The organism is Geodermatophilus sp. FMUSA9-8 (genome assembly GCF_037034165.1).
GTDB classification, from domain to species: domain Bacteria; phylum Actinomycetota; class Actinomycetes; order Mycobacteriales; family Geodermatophilaceae; genus Geodermatophilus; species Geodermatophilus nigrescens.
In genome coordinates this window covers 64,489-79,188 of the sequence record NZ_JBAGKE010000011.1, presented here as the reverse complement: position 1 = coordinate 79,188, position 14,700 = coordinate 64,489, and the positions used below count along the sequence as shown (strand labels likewise).

General features: G+C 77.7%; 15 protein-coding genes. 8 read left to right on the top strand and 7 right to left on the bottom strand.

From position 1 onward, the window contains the following. Positions 1–2: 2 nt before the first annotated feature. The 3 genes from WA616_RS20590 to WA616_RS20580 all read right to left on the bottom strand — a co-directional run bounded on the left by WA616_RS20590 (position 3) and on the right by WA616_RS20580 (position 3,134). Positions 3–233: an exodeoxyribonuclease VII small subunit gene (locus WA616_RS20590; RefSeq protein WP_336032787.1), complete on the bottom strand. Its 231-nt coding sequence runs from the start codon at positions 231–233 to the stop codon at positions 3–5. Next, positions 230–1,450 (bottom strand): exodeoxyribonuclease VII large subunit, encoded by a 1,221-nt coding sequence (xseA, locus tag WA616_RS20585; RefSeq protein WP_336032786.1) that lies wholly within the window; start codon positions 1,448–1,450, stop codon positions 230–232. The genes WA616_RS20590 and xseA overlap by 4 nt, the downstream gene beginning before the upstream one ends. Before the next feature lie 85 nt (positions 1,451–1,535). Next, positions 1,536–3,134, bottom strand: coding sequence for a hypothetical protein (locus WA616_RS20580; protein WP_336032785.1), 1,599 nt, complete (start codon positions 3,132–3,134; stop codon positions 1,536–1,538). A gap of 134 nt (positions 3,135–3,268) precedes the next feature. Here WA616_RS20580 and WA616_RS20575 point away from each other — a divergent pair, with 134 nt between their 5' ends. Further along, entirely contained in the window at positions 3,269–4,240 is a 972-nt protein-coding gene (locus tag WA616_RS20575) for a 4-hydroxy-3-methylbut-2-enyl diphosphate reductase (RefSeq protein WP_336032783.1), read from the top strand. Between the two features lie 60 nt (positions 4,241–4,300). Here the strand turns inward: WA616_RS20575 and WA616_RS20570 are convergent, their stop codons facing one another. The 4 genes from WA616_RS20570 to WA616_RS20555 form a co-directional block, all read right to left on the bottom strand. Beyond that, entirely contained in the window at positions 4,301–5,083 is a 783-nt protein-coding gene (locus tag WA616_RS20570) for a DUF6542 domain-containing protein (RefSeq protein ID WP_336032782.1), read from the bottom strand. Positions 5,084–5,283: 200 nt separating this feature from the next. Next, positions 5,284–6,459 carry a DNA recombination protein RmuC gene (locus tag WA616_RS20565; RefSeq protein WP_336032781.1) on the bottom strand — a complete coding sequence of 392 codons (1,176 nt, stop codon included), beginning with the start codon at positions 6,457–6,459 and terminating at the stop codon, positions 5,284–5,286. Between the two features lie 106 nt (positions 6,460–6,565). Beyond that, entirely contained in the window at positions 6,566–7,096 is a 531-nt protein-coding gene (locus WA616_RS20560) for a methylated-DNA--[protein]-cysteine S-methyltransferase (RefSeq protein WP_336032779.1), read from the bottom strand. Continuing rightward, positions 7,093–8,589, bottom strand: a complete 1,497-nt coding sequence (locus WA616_RS20555) for an AlkA N-terminal domain-containing protein (protein WP_336032777.1) — start codon at positions 8,587–8,589, stop codon at positions 7,093–7,095. The genes WA616_RS20560 and WA616_RS20555 overlap by 4 nt, the downstream gene beginning before the upstream one ends. Before the next feature lie 149 nt (positions 8,590–8,738). On the opposite strand from WA616_RS20555, the gene WA616_RS20550 reads away from it, so the two are divergent. The 7 genes from WA616_RS20550 to WA616_RS20520 all read left to right on the top strand — a co-directional run bounded on the left by WA616_RS20550 (position 8,739) and on the right by WA616_RS20520 (position 14,682). Next, on the top strand, positions 8,739–10,052 hold the full coding sequence (locus WA616_RS20550; RefSeq protein WP_336032775.1) for a S8 family serine peptidase: 1,314 nt from the start codon (positions 8,739–8,741) through the stop codon (positions 10,050–10,052). Positions 10,053–10,072: 20 nt separating this feature from the next. Beyond that, positions 10,073–10,318: a hypothetical protein gene (locus WA616_RS20545; RefSeq protein WP_336032773.1), complete on the top strand. Its 246-nt coding sequence runs from the start codon at positions 10,073–10,075 to the stop codon at positions 10,316–10,318. A 57-nt stretch (positions 10,319–10,375) separates the two neighbouring features. Then, positions 10,376–10,960 (top strand): hypothetical protein, encoded by a 585-nt coding sequence (locus WA616_RS20540; protein WP_336032771.1) that lies wholly within the window; start codon positions 10,376–10,378, stop codon positions 10,958–10,960. Between the two features lie 95 nt (positions 10,961–11,055). Then, positions 11,056–11,961, top strand: coding sequence for an ABC transporter ATP-binding protein (locus WA616_RS20535; protein WP_336032769.1), 906 nt, complete (start codon positions 11,056–11,058; stop codon positions 11,959–11,961). Beyond that, on the top strand, positions 11,958–12,800 hold the full coding sequence (locus tag WA616_RS20530; RefSeq protein ID WP_336032768.1) for an ABC transporter permease: 843 nt from the start codon (positions 11,958–11,960) through the stop codon (positions 12,798–12,800). Before WA616_RS20535 ends, WA616_RS20530 begins: the two co-directional genes overlap by 4 nt. Then, positions 12,797–14,044: a sensor histidine kinase gene (locus WA616_RS20525; RefSeq protein WP_336032766.1), complete on the top strand. Its 1,248-nt coding sequence runs from the start codon at positions 12,797–12,799 to the stop codon at positions 14,042–14,044. The genes WA616_RS20530 and WA616_RS20525 overlap by 4 nt, the downstream gene beginning before the upstream one ends. Continuing rightward, complete coding sequence (locus WA616_RS20520) at positions 14,041–14,682, top strand: response regulator transcription factor (RefSeq protein ID WP_336032765.1); 642 nt, start codon at positions 14,041–14,043, stop codon at positions 14,680–14,682. Before WA616_RS20525 ends, WA616_RS20520 begins: the two co-directional genes overlap by 4 nt. Positions 14,683–14,700 lie beyond the last annotated feature (18 nt).

The following is a 14,700-nucleotide window of genomic DNA, read 5'->3' as shown; positions in this document are numbered from 1 at the left end:
GCTCAGCTCTCCTGCTGCTCGCCCGGGCTCGCGGCGGCCAGCCGCTCGCGGGCGCGGTCGAGCCAGTGCCGGCACAGCTCGGCCAGCTGCTCGCCGCGCTCCCACAGCCCCAGGGACTCCTCGAGCGTGAGGCCGCCGGCCTCCAGCCGGCGCACCACGTCGGCCAGCTCCTCGCGGGCCTGCTCGTAGCTCTGCGTCGGCTGGTCCTGGGTCGGCTGCTCGGGTGCGCTCACGGCTGCCCATCCTCCCTGTCGACCCGCACGGGCAGCCGGCCGCCCGCGACCCGCACCGACAGCGCCTCGCCGTCGGACACCTCGCCCGGGTCGCGGACCAGCGCCCCGTCGGCGCGCTGCACGAGGGCGTAGCCGCGCTGCAGCGTCGCCTGCGGCGAGAGGGCGGCGACCCGGGCGCGGGCGTGCTCGAGGTCGCGCTCGGCGGTCTCCACCCGGTGGGTGAGCGTGCGCCGGGCACGGTCGCGCAGCGCGGCGACGTCGTCGGCCCGGCCGTGCAGCAGCCGCTGCGGGTCGGCCAGCACCGGCCGGCTGCGCACGTTCTCCAGCCACCGCTCCTGCTGCTCGATCCGCACCGACACCAGGTGGCGGGCGCGGGCGCGCAGCCCGTCGACCAGCCGCCGCTGCTCGCCGATCTCGGGCACCACGCGGTGCGCGGCGTCGGTGGGGGTGGCGGCGCGGACGTCGGCGACGTGGTCGACCAGCGTCGTGTCGGTCTCGTGCCCCACGGCGGTGACCACCGGCGTGCGGCAGGCGGCGATGGCGCGCACCAGCCCCTCGTCGGAGAAGGGCAGCAGGTCCTCGACCGACCCGCCGCCGCGGGCGACGACGATGACCTCGACCTCCGGGTCGCGGTCGAGCCGCTGCAGCCCCTCGATGACCGAGCCGGCGGCGTTCACGCCCTGCACCAGGCTGTGGTGGACGGCGAAGCGCACGGCCGGCCAGCGCCGCCGCGCGGTGACCAGCACGTCGCGCTCGGCCGCGGAGTCCTTGCCGGTGACCAGGCCGACGACGGCCGGCGCGAACGGCAGCGGGCGCTTGCGGGCGGCGTCGAAGAGGCCCTCGGCGGCGAGCAGCCGGCGGATCCGCTCGATCCGGGCGAGCAGCTCGCCCAGGCCGACGGCGCGGATCTCCGTGGCGCGCAGCGAGAACGAGCCGCGGGCGATGTAGTAGTCGGGGCGGGCGCGGACGACCACCCGCGCGCCCTCGGTGAGCTCCAGGCCGGGCCGGTCGGCGACGTCGCGGGCGCAGGTGACCGGCACCGAGAGGTCGGCCGCCGGGTCGCGCAGGGTGAGGAAGACGGTGGCCGCGCCGCGGCGGGAGAGCTGGGCGACCTGCCCCTCGACCCACACCTCGCCGAGCCGGCCGATCCACTCGGCGACCTTGCGGGCCACCGTGCGCACGGGCCACGGGGCCTCGGGGGTCGACGGAGCGGTCACGGGGGTCGAGCCTGCCAGGCGGTACCGACACGGCGGCCCGGGACCCTCGGGGGTCCCGGGCCGCCGGGAGGGGATGCGCCGCCCGCTAGCCGCGGGGCTGCAGCGGGCTGGCGTCGGCCGCCTGCTGCTCGAGCTTCTCGAGCCGGTTGCGCAGCATGGTGACGAACGGCGCCCGGTTGCGGGTGGCCTCCTCGTAGGCGAGCAGGTCGCCCACCGTGGCCAGCTGGTAGCCGCGCAGCCGCCCGCGCAGCTGGGCGACGGTGAAGGAGTCGTAGCCGTCGACGGGCGCGGCCCCGGCGGCCTGCGAGCCCGACAGCTCGCTGCCGCCCTCCGGGTCGTCGGTGGGGGCGTCGGACTCCCCGCCGACGGCGTCCACGGCCGCGCCCTCGGCGATGGCCGCGTCCTCCTCGGCGGTGTCGGCATCGCCGACGTCGGTGCGCACGCCCGTGGCGGCGGCCACGGGCGTGCCGCCCTCGTCGGTGGCCGTGTCGGTCGCCGTGTCGGTCAGGGGCTCGGGCTCGACCGTGTCGGTGGCCGCGCCGGAGTCCTCGCCCGGGCCCGCCTCGGCGCCGAGCTCCTCGTCGACGCGGGCGTGCTCACCGGTGACGACGTCGCTCGCCTCGCCCGTCGCGGTGCCCTGGCCGTCGGCGGCCTGCTCCCCGCCGTCCTCGGGGGCGACGACGCCCTCGTCGGTGACGGTGCCCTCGACGGTCGTCACCTGGCCGTCGGGGGTGAGGACGTCGACCTCGGTGGCGGCGTCCTCGGCCGCGGCCGCGTCGGACTCCGCGTCCTCGCCCAGCACGCCGGCGTCGGGGGAGGCGGCCGTGCCGGTGTCGGCGTCGTCGGCGGTGCCGATCTCGGTGTCGGGCGTGCCGGAGTCGGCGGCGTCGGGGGTCGCGGCGTCGTCGCTGCCCACGTCGGGCGCGCCGGCGAGCTCACCGACGGGGGAGCCGCCCGGGTCGCTGGCGGCGGGTGCGTCGTCCGGGACGGCCGGCACCGCGGGCGAGTCGCTGCCCTCGGCCTCGAGCAGCGCGCTCTCCAGCGCGTCCTCGGCGGTGAGCGCGGAGTCGGCGGCGTCGAGCGCGGCCTCGGCCTCCTCGGTGCCGAGCACCTGGTCGGTGACGTCCTCGACCGCGGCGACGACGGCGGCCGGCGGCGGGTCCTGGGGGAGGCCCGCCATCTCGTCGTCGACCAGGCCGGCGGCGTCGGTGTCGACGTCGATCTCCATGACGTCGACCTCGGTCAGCGTCTCGGTCTCGTCGAGCACGGCCGCGGTGTCCTCGACGGCGGCCACGACCGCGTCGGCGGCCGGGTCCTCGGGGAGCTCCGCCACCTCGGCGTCGGAGATGCCCGTGGTGTCGACGTCGGGGGCGCGGTCGAAGGCGGAGGTGCGCAGGACGTCGATCGGCTGGGCGACCAGGGCCTCGCCGGACCGCTCGTCCTCGTCGTCGTCGAAGGTGGCCATGCCCGGCTCGCGGTCGCCACGGAGCCCGGTGAGCACCTCGTCGCCGCGGGCCACCAGCCCCGACCAGTGCTGCTGCAGCTTCATCGCTGCCTGCAGCGCGAGGCCCACGAGGCGCACCGGCAGGCCCGGGAGCGTGGCGGGCAGGCTGCGGACGTCGTCGAGGACGGTGGCGGCCAGTCCGACGGAGGCGCGGACCGGCTCGGGGATCTCACGGGACATGCGCCCAGCCTGCCGCAGCGCGTCGGCGTCGGCAGCACGGCCCGGACCGCGGACACCCGGTCGGGCGGCGTGCGTCGTGTCACGACTCCCCTCGGCAGCCGGGCCGTGGGTCGCGCGCGACCTACAGTGGGGACATGGCTGATCAGCGCGGACGGGTCCTGCTGGCCGATCCCCGGGGCTACTGCGCCGGCGTCGACCGGGCGGTGGTGGCCGTCGAGCGGGCGCTGGAGATGCACGGCGCGCCCGTCTACGTCCGCAAGCAGATCGTCCACAACAAGCACGTGGTGGCCACCCTCGAGCGGCGCGGCGCGGTGTTCGTCGACGAGACCGACGAGGTGCCCGAGGGCTCCGTCGTCGTGTTCAGCGCCCACGGCGTCTCGCCGGCGGTGCACGAGGAGGCCGCGGCCCGGCGGCTGCGCACCATCGACGCGACCTGCCCGCTGGTGACGAAGGTGCACCAGGAGGCCCGGCGGTTCGCCCGCGACGACTACGACATCCTGCTCATCGGCCACCGCGGGCACGAGGAGGTCGAGGGCACCTCCGGCGAGGCGCCGTCGCACATCCAGCTCGTCGACGGGCCCGAGGACGTCGCGAACGTCCAGGTCCGCGACCCCGAGCGGGTGGTGTGGCTGTCGCAGACCACGCTGTCGGTCGACGAGACACTGGCGACGGTCGACCAGCTGAAGACGCGGTTCCCCGGGCTGCAGTCCCCGCCCAGCGACGACATCTGCTACGCCACGCAGAACCGGCAGCAGGCGGTCAAGCAGATGGCGCCCGACTGCGACCTGGTCGTCGTCGTCGGCTCCACGAACTCGTCGAACTCGGTGCGGCTGGTCGAGGTGGCGCTGGAGGCCGGCGCCCGCGCGTCCCACCTGGTCGACTACGCCTCCGAGATCGACCCGGCCTGGCTCGAGGGCGTCTCCACCGTGGGCGTGACCAGCGGCGCGTCGGTGCCCGAGGTGCTGGTCGGCGAGGTGCTCGACTGGCTGGCCGAGCGCGGCTACCCCGACGTCTCGTCGGTCAAGGCCGCCGAGGAGCGGCTGGTGTTCGCGCTGCCCCGCGAGCTGCGGCCCGAGCGCGGCGAGTCCGCCCGCCCCGCGCGCTGACCCCGCGACGCACGAAGGCCCCCTCCCGACCGGGAGGGGGCCTTCGTGCGTTCGGGGCCGTCAGCGGCGGGCGGCCCAGCGGATGACGCCGAGGACGATCGCGACGCCCGTGGCGACGGCCATCGTGGGGAACCCGCGGATGAGGACGGTGGCGATCGTCGGCACGCTGAAGTCGGCCGACGGCGCCAGCCCGATGTTGACCGCGGCCACCGCGACGAACACCAGCGGCGGGGCGACGACGACGGTCAGCAGGTCCCGCTTGCGGACCAGCAGCGTGGCGACGGCGGAGGCCGCGACCAGCGTGACCAGCGTCAGCGTGCCGAGTCCGACGTCGAGGAACGAGTCGACGGCGCCGCCGGCGAGGGTGATGACGAAGATGCCGAGGACGGCGAGGCTGCCGCGCAGGCCGGGCGCGGGCGCCGGCGCGGTCCGCGAGGAGCCCCGCGGGGTCTCGCGCGGCGTCTCCCGCGGGCGCTCGGCGGCGCGGCCGCGGCGCGGCGGCTCCGGGGTGTCCCGGTCCGCCAGCGGGTGCACGCCGGGGTAGGGGGTGCGCTGCTGCGGGCGGGCCGCCGGCGGGCGCGAGTCGGCGACCGGACGGCCGGAGCCCCAGCCGGGCGCCGGGCCCGCGGCGGGACCGGGCGTGCCGGGACGGCGGTCGGGGGCCGGGCCGCCGGAGCGGCGCGGCGGGGGCGGCGGCACCGGGGGCAGCGACATGCGCGACGCGCGGGCGGGCGTCGCGTCGAGGCGCGGCAGGTCCGGGCGCGGGGCCTGCGGGCCGGCGTGGGGACGCTCGCCGCGGCCTCCGCCGTCCCGCCAGGTGTCGGCTGCACTCGCCGAGGCCATGGCGTACCTCCCCGTCCGGACCGGCCCGGGGCGGGCCGATGTCGGTGCTCACCGTAGCGACGGGGAGCCGCCCGCCGGGGCACATCGTGTCGTCGACGCGCGACACGTCGCCGGATCGATTTGGCAACTCTCGGTGAGGGGCGGGGTGGATGTGACGGAGGGGTCCAGCGCGACCGCCGGGGCCGGCTGACCCCGGGACGTCATCCGGCGCCGGAGGGGCGGCCCAGCCCGGGCAGCCGGCGCAGCGGCACCTCGTCGGGGCGGGGGAGCGCGTCGGTGATCGGGACGGCGTCGGCGATGGGCACGGCGTCGGTGACCGGCTCGTCGTCGGCGGGCAGGACGTCGTCGTCGGGGGCGGGGCGCAGCTGCCGGACCACCGCCTCCACCTCCGGCGGGGCCGGCACCGCGGTCTCGCCCACGCCGAGGTCGTCGAAGCGGCGGGCGGCGGCGAGCACGGAGCGCTCGTAGGAGCCGACCGTCTCGTTGTAGCGGGTGAGCGCGGTGCCCAGCGCCGAGCCGAGCCGGGTCAGGTGGCCCGAGAGCGTGGTGAGCCGGGCGTGCAGCCGGCGGCCGACCTCGATGACCTGGTCGGCGTCGCGCGCCAGGCGCTCCTGCCGCCACGAGTGCGCGACGGTGCGCAGCAGCGCGAGCAGCGTGCTCGGGGTGGCGATGACGACGTCGCGGGCGAAGCCGTGCTCGAGCAGCGCGGGCTCGGCCTCCAGCGCGGTGGTGAGGAAGCCGTCGGAGGGGACGAACAGCACGGTGAACGGCGCGGCCGGGCGGAAGGCGGTGGGGTAGCGGCGGGCGGCCAGCTGGTCGACGTGGGTGCGCAGCTGCCGGGCGTGGGCGGCCACCCGCTGGTCGCGGACCGCCTGGTCGGTGGCCTGCACGGCCTCGATGTAGCCGGTGAAGGGCACCTTGGCGTCGACGACGACCTGCCGGCCGTCGGCGAGGGTGACCACCAGGTCGGGGCGGACGCCGGCGCCCTCGTCGTTGGTGGAGGACGGCTGCTCGACGAAGTCGCAGTGCTCGAGCAGGCCGGCCACCTCGACCACCCGGCGCAGCTGCACCTCGCCCCAGCGGCCGCGCACGTGCGGCGTGCGCAGCGCCGTCACGAGGGCCGCCGTCTCCTGGCGCAGCAGCGCGCTGGTCTGCCCGACGGTGCCCATCTGCTCGCGCAGCTCGCCGTGCGCGGTGGCCCGGTCGCGCTCGATGCCGGCGAGCAGGCGGTGCAGGTGGTCGAGCGACTCGTGCACCGGCTCCAGCGCGTCGTCGGCCGGCCGGCGGCGGGACAGCAGGGCGACCACGCCGAGGGCGACGGCCGCCCCGAGCAGCACGCCGAGGAGCAGGCCGAGCAGCAGGGAGGCGGCGTCCACCCCAGCAGGGTGCAGGACGCCACCGACAACTCCCGGCAGGACAGGCATTGGATCCGATACGCACGTCCGCGGGCTCAGGACGTGCGTATCGGATCCAATGCCTCGCTCACGCGGGGACGGGGGCGTGCTCCGCCTCGTGGTCGAGCAGCCAGCGCTTGACCGGGGTGCCCCAGCGGAACCCGCCGAGGCCGCCGTCGGAGCCGAGGACGCGGTGGCACGGGACGAACAGCGCGGCGGCGTTGCGGGCGCAGGCGTTGGCCGCGGCCCGGATGGCCGCGGGCCGGCCGCAGCGGGCGGCGAACTCGGCGTAGGTGTCGGGCTGCCCGGCGGGCACCGTGCGCAGCACCTCCCACGCGTCCTCCAGGAACGGCCCGGAGCGCTGCCGCACGGGGACGGCGTCGATGGCCCCGACGTCGCCGGCCGCGTGCGCCTCCACGACGTCGAGGACCGGCAGGTGCTCCACCCGCTCGACCCAGGTGGGCCGCAGCGCGCGGTGCACGACGGGCAGCAGGTCGCTGACGTCGCCGGTCCACCCGGCGGCCAGGACGACGTCGCCGCCGTCGGGGCCCGGGGTGACGACGACGGTGAACGGCCCGGGCGGGGTCGCGACGGTGGCGAAGCGGGCGGACGGGGTCATGACGCACTCCGATCGGCGGGGGCGGGAGCCGGGTGGCGGGTGAACAGGTGCGGCGCGGCGAGCGCCCACAGGTGCAGCACGGCGTAGGAGCGCCAGGGCCGCCAGCGGCGCGCGGCGTCGGCGTCGGAGCTGCCGAGCCCGGCGAGGGACCGGCGCAGCGCGAGGTCGCCGGGCAGCCAGACGTCGGGGTCGCCGAGGCCGCGCATCGCCACGAGCGCGGCGGTCCACGGGCCGATGCCGGGCAGCGCCAGCAGGTCGCGGACGGCGGCGTCGCGGTCGCAGCCCGGGTCGAGGGTCACGCGGCCCTCGGCGAGCGCGGCGGCCAGCCCGGTGAGAGTGCGGCTGCGCGCGCCGGTCAGCCCGACGGTCGACAGGTCGGCCGCGGCCAGCGCCTCCGGCCGCGGGAAGGCGTGGGTGAGCGTGCCGACCGGCTCCGCGAGCGGCGTCCCGGCCAGCGCGACCACCCGCGCGGTGAGCGTGCGGGCGCCGGCCACCGAGACCTGCTGGCCGAGGACCGCGCGGACCGCCGTCTCGGGGGCGTCGGGGGACGCGGGCACCCGGCGGCCGGGCGCGGCGGCCACCAGCGGGGCGAGCGCGGGGTCGGCGCCGAGGACGTCGTCGACGGCGGCCGGGTCGGCGTCGAGGTCGAGCAGCCGGCGGCAGCGGGGGACGGCGGCGCGCAGGTCGCGCAGGTCGGTGAGCAGCAGCCGGGCGGTGACCGCGGCGCCGCCGTCGGGCGCGGGGGACAGCCGGACGACGCCGGGCCCGCCGGGCAGGTCGAGGACGCGGGAGAACGTCGTGCCGTCCCACTCCTCGAGCCCGGGGACGGCGTGCAGGCCGAGGAACAACAGCACCTCGGCGGCGTCGAACGGGGCGCGGGCGGCCAGCCGCAGCGTCAGCCAGCCCGGGGCGCCGGTCTCGCCGCCCGACCGGCGGCGGCGCAGCTCGCTGGGCGTGCAGGCGAACACCTCGCGGACCGTGTCGTTGAACTGCCGCACGCTGGCGAACCCGGCGGCGAACGCGACGTCGGCCATCGGCAGGTCGGTGGTCTCGATGAGTACCCGGGCGGTCTGCGCGCGCTGGGCGCGGGCGACGGCGAGCGGGCCGACGCCGAGCTCGCCGACCAGCAGCCGGTGCACCTGGCGCTCGGAGTAGCCCAGCCGCGCGGCCAGCCCGGGGACGCCGGCCCGCTCCACCTCGCCGTCGGCGATCAGCCGCATGGCGCGGGCGACGACGTCGGCGCGCACGTCCCACTCCGGCGAGCCGGGGACGGCATCCGGGCGGCAGCGCCGGCAGGCGCGGAACCCGGCGGCCTGGGCGCCCGCGGCGGTGCCGAAGAAGCTGACGTTGGCCGCGGCCGGCGTGCGGGCCGGGCAGGAGGGACGGCAGTAGATGCCGGTGGTGCGCACGGCGGTGAAGAACCAGCCGTCGAAGCGGGCGTCCCGGCTGGCGACCGCGCGGTAGCAGCGCTCGGCGTCGAGGGAGGTGGGCACGCGTCGAGCATGGCACCGCCGGGAGCCCCTGACTGGCGGCTTTCGGACGGCGCCGCCGGACGTCGTCGGCGGGCGGCTGTCGGTGCCGCCCACCAGACTGCGCCCACCGGGGACGGCGGCGTGCCGGCCCCGCGTCGACAGGGGGAACCGTGATCAGACCGCGCCCGGGCATCCGTCCGCCGAACCGCCAGCCGGAACGCCCGGCGAGGCGCCTCGGGGCGCCCACCACCGGCCGGCAGGTCGTGGTCTTCGCCGATCCCGGCGACCCCCGGGTCGACTGGTCGGCGGCCGGGATCACCGACGTCGCCGACTCCCGCGACTTCCCCGCCGGCCGGGTGCCCGCGCAGGCGCTGCGCGAGGCCGGGGCCACGGTGTTCGCCCGGCTCGGCATCGCCGTCGTCGCCGCCCCGCCGGACCAGGTCGGCGCGCTGCGGTCGGCCGGGCCGCCGGTGCTGTCGGTGTCGCCGGAGCTGGTGCACCACGTGCTGCCCGCGGAGGAGTACGTGCGCGGCTACCGCGACGGCGTCACCGACCTGGCCGGCCGGCTCGCCGGCGCGGGCGGTGGGGAGGCACCCGCGCCGCCGGCGTTCGCCGACACCGAGGCGGCCACCTGGGGCGTGCAGGCGGTCCGGGCGACGACGTCGCCGTACTCGGGCGCGGGGGTGCGGGTGGCCGTCCTCGACACCGGGCTCGACCTCGCCCACCCCGACCTCGCGGGCCGCACCATCACCGCCGAGTCCTTCGTGGCCGGGGTGGACAGCGCGCAGGACGGCCACGGCCACGGCACGCACTGCGTGGGCACCGCGTGCGGGCCGCAGTCCCCGCCGCAGGGGCCGCGGTACGGCGTCGCGTCCGGCGCGGAGATCTACGTCGGGAAGGTGCTCAGCGACGAGGGCAGCGGCGAGGACGGCGGCATCCTGGCCGGCATCGACTGGGCGGTGGCCAACGGCTGCGCGGTCATCTCGATGTCGCTGGGCGCCGACGTCGCCGAGGCACACCCGCCCTACTCGGCCGCGGGCCGGCGGGCGCTGCAGCAGGGCTCGCTCATCGTGGCGGCGGCCGGCAACAACGCCGACCGGGAGAACGGCGAGTACGGCTTCGTCGGGGCGCCGGCCAACAGCGTGGAGGTGCTGGCCGTCGGCGCGGTCGACGCCGCCCTGCGCACCGCCTGGTTCTCCGCCCGCAGCCTGGCCGCGCCCGGCGGGGAGGTCGACGTCGCCGGGCCCGGGGTCGACGTCTACTCGGCCTGGCCCCTGCCGCAGCGCTACAACACGATCAGCGGCACGAGCATGGCCACCCCGCACGTGGCCGGGCTGGCGGCGCTGTGGGCCGAGGCGACCGGGCGGCGCGGCTACGAGCTGTGGGCCACGCTCACCCAGGCCGCGAGCCGGCTGGCCGAGCCGTCGGTCGACGTCGGCAGCGGGCTGGTACTCGCGCCCCAGGAGGGAGCCGGGTCGGCCTGAGGAGGACTAGCCTCCGCGGCGTGGGCTCCCCGCTGGCGCGGTACAGCGTGACCGTCGACGACGGCCACCTGTCCGACCTGGACGCCGTCGCCTCGGCGCTGCGCGAGTCCGGGATGCAGGTCGAGCGGGTGCTCGGCTCGCTCGGCCTGATCACCGGCTCGGCGCCGCCCGGCGCGCGCCCGAGCCTGCTCGCCGTCGAGGGCGTCACCTCCGTCGACGAGCAGCTGCGGTACTCGCTGCCGCCGCCGGACGCGCCGGTCCAGTGAGCCCGCGGGGACGCGCGCAGGCCGTCGTCCGTTGACCGGGGTGTGCAGCGAACGCCCGTGCCCGACCGCGGCCGCCTGGTCGCCGTCGCCGCGGTCGTGCTGGCCGTCCTCGTGGTGCTCGGGACGCTGCTGGTGACCCGGCAGACCGGGGGCGAGGGGCCGCCGTCGGCGGAGTGCGCCTCGGCGGGTCCGGCGGTGCGGGTGGACCCGGCCGCGCTGCCCGCCGGACCGGTGGCCGGCTGGGGGCCGGAGCAGCTGGCCAACGCCGCCGCGATCGTCAACGCCGGCGCCGACCTGGGGCTCGACACCTGCGCCCAGGTGATCGGCGTGATGACGGCGATGGGGGAGTCGTCGCTGCGGGTGCTCGACCGCGGCGACGCCGCCGGGCCGGACTCCCGCGGGCTGTTCCAGCAGCGGGACAACGGCGCCTGGGGCAGCTACGCCGACCGGATGGACCCCACCACCAGCGCCACCAACTTCTTCCGCGCGCTGCAGGAGGTGCCCGGCTGGCGGTCGCTGGAGCCGACGATCGCCGCGCACCGCACCCAGCGCAACGCCGACCCGTACCACTACGAACGCTGGTGGGACGACGCCGTCGAGGTGGTCTCCGCGCTCGCCGGGCGGCCGGTGCTGGGGCCCTAGCCTCTCCGGCGGACCCGGGCCGTCCACCGGACGGTGGACGGCGGACCCACCGCGCGGGCGTCCCCGCGCCCGGCGCGCGGCGACAGGCTCGTGCCATGACAGCCACGAGCCCCGCCCCGGCCCCCGCGGCCGCGGCGTTCGACGACGGAGCGGCGGTCCGCGTGCGCGGGCTGGTCAAGCGGTACGGCGACCGGACGGTGGTCGACGGCGTCGACCTCGACGTCCGGCGCGGCGAGGTGTTCGCCCTGCTCGGGCCCAACGGCGCCGGCAAGACGACCACCGTCGAGGTCCTGGAAGGCGTGCGCCGGCGCGACGGCGGCGAGGTCACCGTCCTCGGTGAGGACCCCGCCCGCGGCGGCCGGGCCTGGCGCGGGCGCCTCGGCGTCGTCGGCCAGAGCACCGGCAGCGGCAACGCGCTCACCGTGCGCGAGACCCTCGACCACTTCGCCCGCTACCACGCGGCACCCGTGCCGACCGCCGAGCTGCTGGCCGACGTCGGCCTGACCGACGCCGCCCGCACCCGGGTGGACAGGCTGTCGGGCGGGCAGCGGCGCCGGCTGGAGGTGGCGCTCGGCGTGCAGGGCCGGCCGGAGCTGCTGTTCCTCGACGAGCCGACCACCGGCATGGACCCGGTCGCCCGCCGGCAGTTCTGGACGCTGGTGGAGGGCCTGCGCGCCCGCGGCACCACCGTCCTGCTGACCACCCACTACCTCGACGAGGCCGCGCACCTGGCCGACCGCGTCGGCGTCATCAGCGCCGGCCGGCTGGTCGAGGTGGCCGCCCCGGCCGACCTCGGCGCCGAGCTGCGCCGGGTGGCCACCGTCCGCTGGCTGGAGCACGGCGAGTACCGCGAGGTCACCACGCCCGAGCCGGCCGCCGTCCTGCGCGACCTGGTCGCGGCCTCGCCGACCGGCGACGTGCCCGGACTGACCGTCACCCGACCCGACCTGGAAGACGTCTACCTCCAGCTCGTCGCCGCCGCCGAGGGGGAGACCCGATGACCACCGCCCGCACCGTCACCCGCTCCGTCCCCGCCACCCGGCCCGCGCCGCCGTCGGCCGCCGCGATCGGGCTGGCCCGCGTCGGCCTGGAGCTGCGTCTGTTCGCCCGCGACCCCGGCCAGGTGGTCTTCTCCTTCGCCTACCCGGTGATCATGCTGGCGATCTTCGGGTCGGTCTTCGGCGACGAGGTCGTGCTGCCCGGCATCGGGTTCCGCGAGTACTTCCTCGCCGGCATCGCCGCCACCGGCGTGATGCTCACCAGCTTCCAGGCGGTCGGCACCGCCGTCGCCGAGGAGCGCGAGCGCGGCGACCTCGCCCGCCTGCAGACCCTGGGCACCCCCGCGCTGTCCTACGCGATCGGCAAGGCGGGGCAGGTCGTCGTCACCACCGCCGTCCAGCTGGCGCTGCTGCTCACCGTGGCCGCCACGGCCTTCGACGTCGCCCTGCCCACCGACCCCGGGCGCTGGGTGACCTTCGCCTGGGTGGTCCTGCTCGGCATCCTCGCCGGCACCGTCCTCGGCCTCGCGGTGGCGACGGTCATCGGCAGCGCCCGCTCGGCCGGCACCGGCATCCCCGCCTTCGCCGTCGTCCTGCAGTTCGTCTCCGGCGTGTTCTTCATCGGCTCGGACCTCCCGGACTGGATGGACCGCGTGGCCGCGGCCTTCCCGCTCAAGTGGCTGGTGCAGGGCATGCGGTCGGTGTTCCTGCCCGACTCGGCTGCCGTCGCCGAGCAGGCCGGCGGCTGGGAGCACGGGCGGACCGCCCTGGTGCTGGCCGCATGGGTGATCATCGGCACCGTGGTGTGCGCCCGGACCTTCCGCTGGCGTCGGGCGGCGTGAGCCTGCCCCGCCGCCTGGCCGCCGCCGTCGTCCCCCCGCAGGACGACGGCGGCGAGCCGCTGCCCGAGCGCGGGTGGCGGGCCACGGTGACCGGGGTGCACCTCATCTCCGCCGTCGTGTGGGGGCTCGCGGTGCTCAGCGCGGCCGTCGGGGACGCCGTCGACGACGACCGGCGCGGGGCGGCCCTCGCCGTGCTCGGCGGGCTGGCCGTCGCGTACGCGCTGCTCGGCGTGCCCGCGATTGGCGCCGGCGCCCCGCGGCGGGCGGTGGCCTACCTGCTGGTGCTCGTCGTCGCCCTGGGCCTGCTCGGCTGGCTCGCGCCGGGCCTGCTGTTCCTGCTCTTCCTCGCCTACCCGCAGGTCTGGTTCGCCGTCCAGGGCACCCTCACCGGCATCACCTGGACGCTGCTGCTCGGGCTGGCCAGCGCGGCCGGCCCGGTGCTCGACCCGGGCGGCCGCGACGCCGCCGACGTGCTGCTGGAGACCGGCATCGGCATCGGGTTCAGCCTGGCGCTGGGCGTGTGGATCAGCCGGGTGCTGCACGAGAGCGCCGAGCGGGCGTCGCTGATCGCGCAGCTGGAGGCCACCCGCTCCGAGCTGGCCGCCGCCGAGCACGAGCGCGGGGTGCTGGCCGAGCGCGAGCGGCTGGCGCAGGAGGTGCACGACACGCTGGCGCAGGGCTACACGTCGATCGTCGTGCTGTCGCAGACCGCCGCCGCGCTGGTGCCCGCCGACCCCGACGCCGCCCGCGAGAAGCTGGCGGTGATCGAGGAGGTCGCGCGCGACAACCTGGCCGAGGCCCGCGCGGTGGTGGCCGCGTTCCGGCCGGTGGCGCTCGACGGGGCGACGCTGGTGGAGGCGCTGCGCCGGCTGGCGGAGCGGTTCGCCCGGGAGACCGGGCTGGAGGTGCGGGTGGACACGGCGGCCCTGGACGACCTGGCGCCGGACGGCGGGGCGGCGCTGCGCACCGACGAGGAGGTCGTGTTGCTGCGCGGGGCCCAGGAGGCGCTGACGAACGTGCGCCGGCACGCCGGGGCCTCGGCGGTGGTGCTGCGGCTGGCGCGGCTGGGCGGGCAGGTGTCGGTGCACGTGGAGGACGACGGCGTGGGCTTCGACCCGGCGGCGGTGACGGTCTCGGGCCTGGAGGGGCTGCGCGGGCGGGTGGCCCAGGTCGGGGGAGAGGTCGACGTCGCCTCGGTGCCGGGCTCGGGCACCCGCGTGACGGTGCGGGTGCCGGGCGCGTGAGCATCCGGGTGCTGGTGGCCGACGACCACCCGGTGGTGCGCGGCGGCCTGGTCGGCTGGCTGGCGGCGCAGCCCGACCTCGACGTCGTCGGGGAGGCCGGCGACGGGCTGGAGGCGCTCGCGCAGGTGGCCGCGCTGTCGCCCGACGTCGTGCTCATGGACCTGCGGATGCCGCGGATGGACGGCGTGACCGCGATCGAGCGGCTGGCCGCCACGCACCCCGGCGTCCGCGTGCTGGTGCTCACCACCTACGACACCGACGCCGACATCGTGCGGGCGGTGGCGGCGGGCGCGACCGGCTACCTGCTCAAGGACGCGCCGCTGCCGCAGCTGGCCGACGCCGTCCGCGCGGCCGCCCGCGGGGAGACGGTGCTCGCGCCGCCGGTGGCCGCCCGGCTGGTGTCGCGGATGCGGGCGCCGGCCGTCGAGGCGCCGACCGCCCGGGAGCTGGAGGTGCTCGCCGGGGTGGCGCGCGGGCTGACCAACGCCGAGATCGGCCGGGAGCTGTTCATCGGCGAGGCCACGGTGAAGACGCACCTGCTGCGGGTGTTCGCCAAGCTCGGCGTCGACGACCGCACCCGCGCGGTGATGGTGGCCGTCGAGCGCGGCCTCCTCCCCGGCCCGGGGGCGCCTCGCTAGGACGAGGGCCCTTGTCGC

Bases quoted from the DNA above. Each gene is read 5' to 3' on its own strand.
- WA616_RS20580 (WP_336032785.1), bottom strand. From the start codon at position 3,134: ATGTCCCGTGAGATCCCCGAGCCGGTCCGCGCCTCCGTCGGACTGGCC.
- WA616_RS20575 (WP_336032783.1), top strand. From the start codon at position 3,269: ATGGCTGATCAGCGCGGACGGGTCCTGCTGGCCGATCCCCGGGGCTAC.
- WA616_RS20570 (WP_336032782.1), bottom strand. From the start codon at position 5,083: ATGGCCTCGGCGAGTGCAGCCGACACCTGGCGGGACGGCGGAGGCCGC.
- WA616_RS20560 (WP_336032779.1), bottom strand. From the start codon at position 7,096: ATGACCCCGTCCGCCCGCTTCGCCACCGTCGCGACCCCGCCCGGGCCG.
- WA616_RS20535 (WP_336032769.1), top strand. From the start codon at position 11,056: ATGACAGCCACGAGCCCCGCCCCGGCCCCCGCGGCCGCGGCGTTCGAC.
- WA616_RS20530 (WP_336032768.1), top strand. From the start codon at position 11,958: ATGACCACCGCCCGCACCGTCACCCGCTCCGTCCCCGCCACCCGGCCC.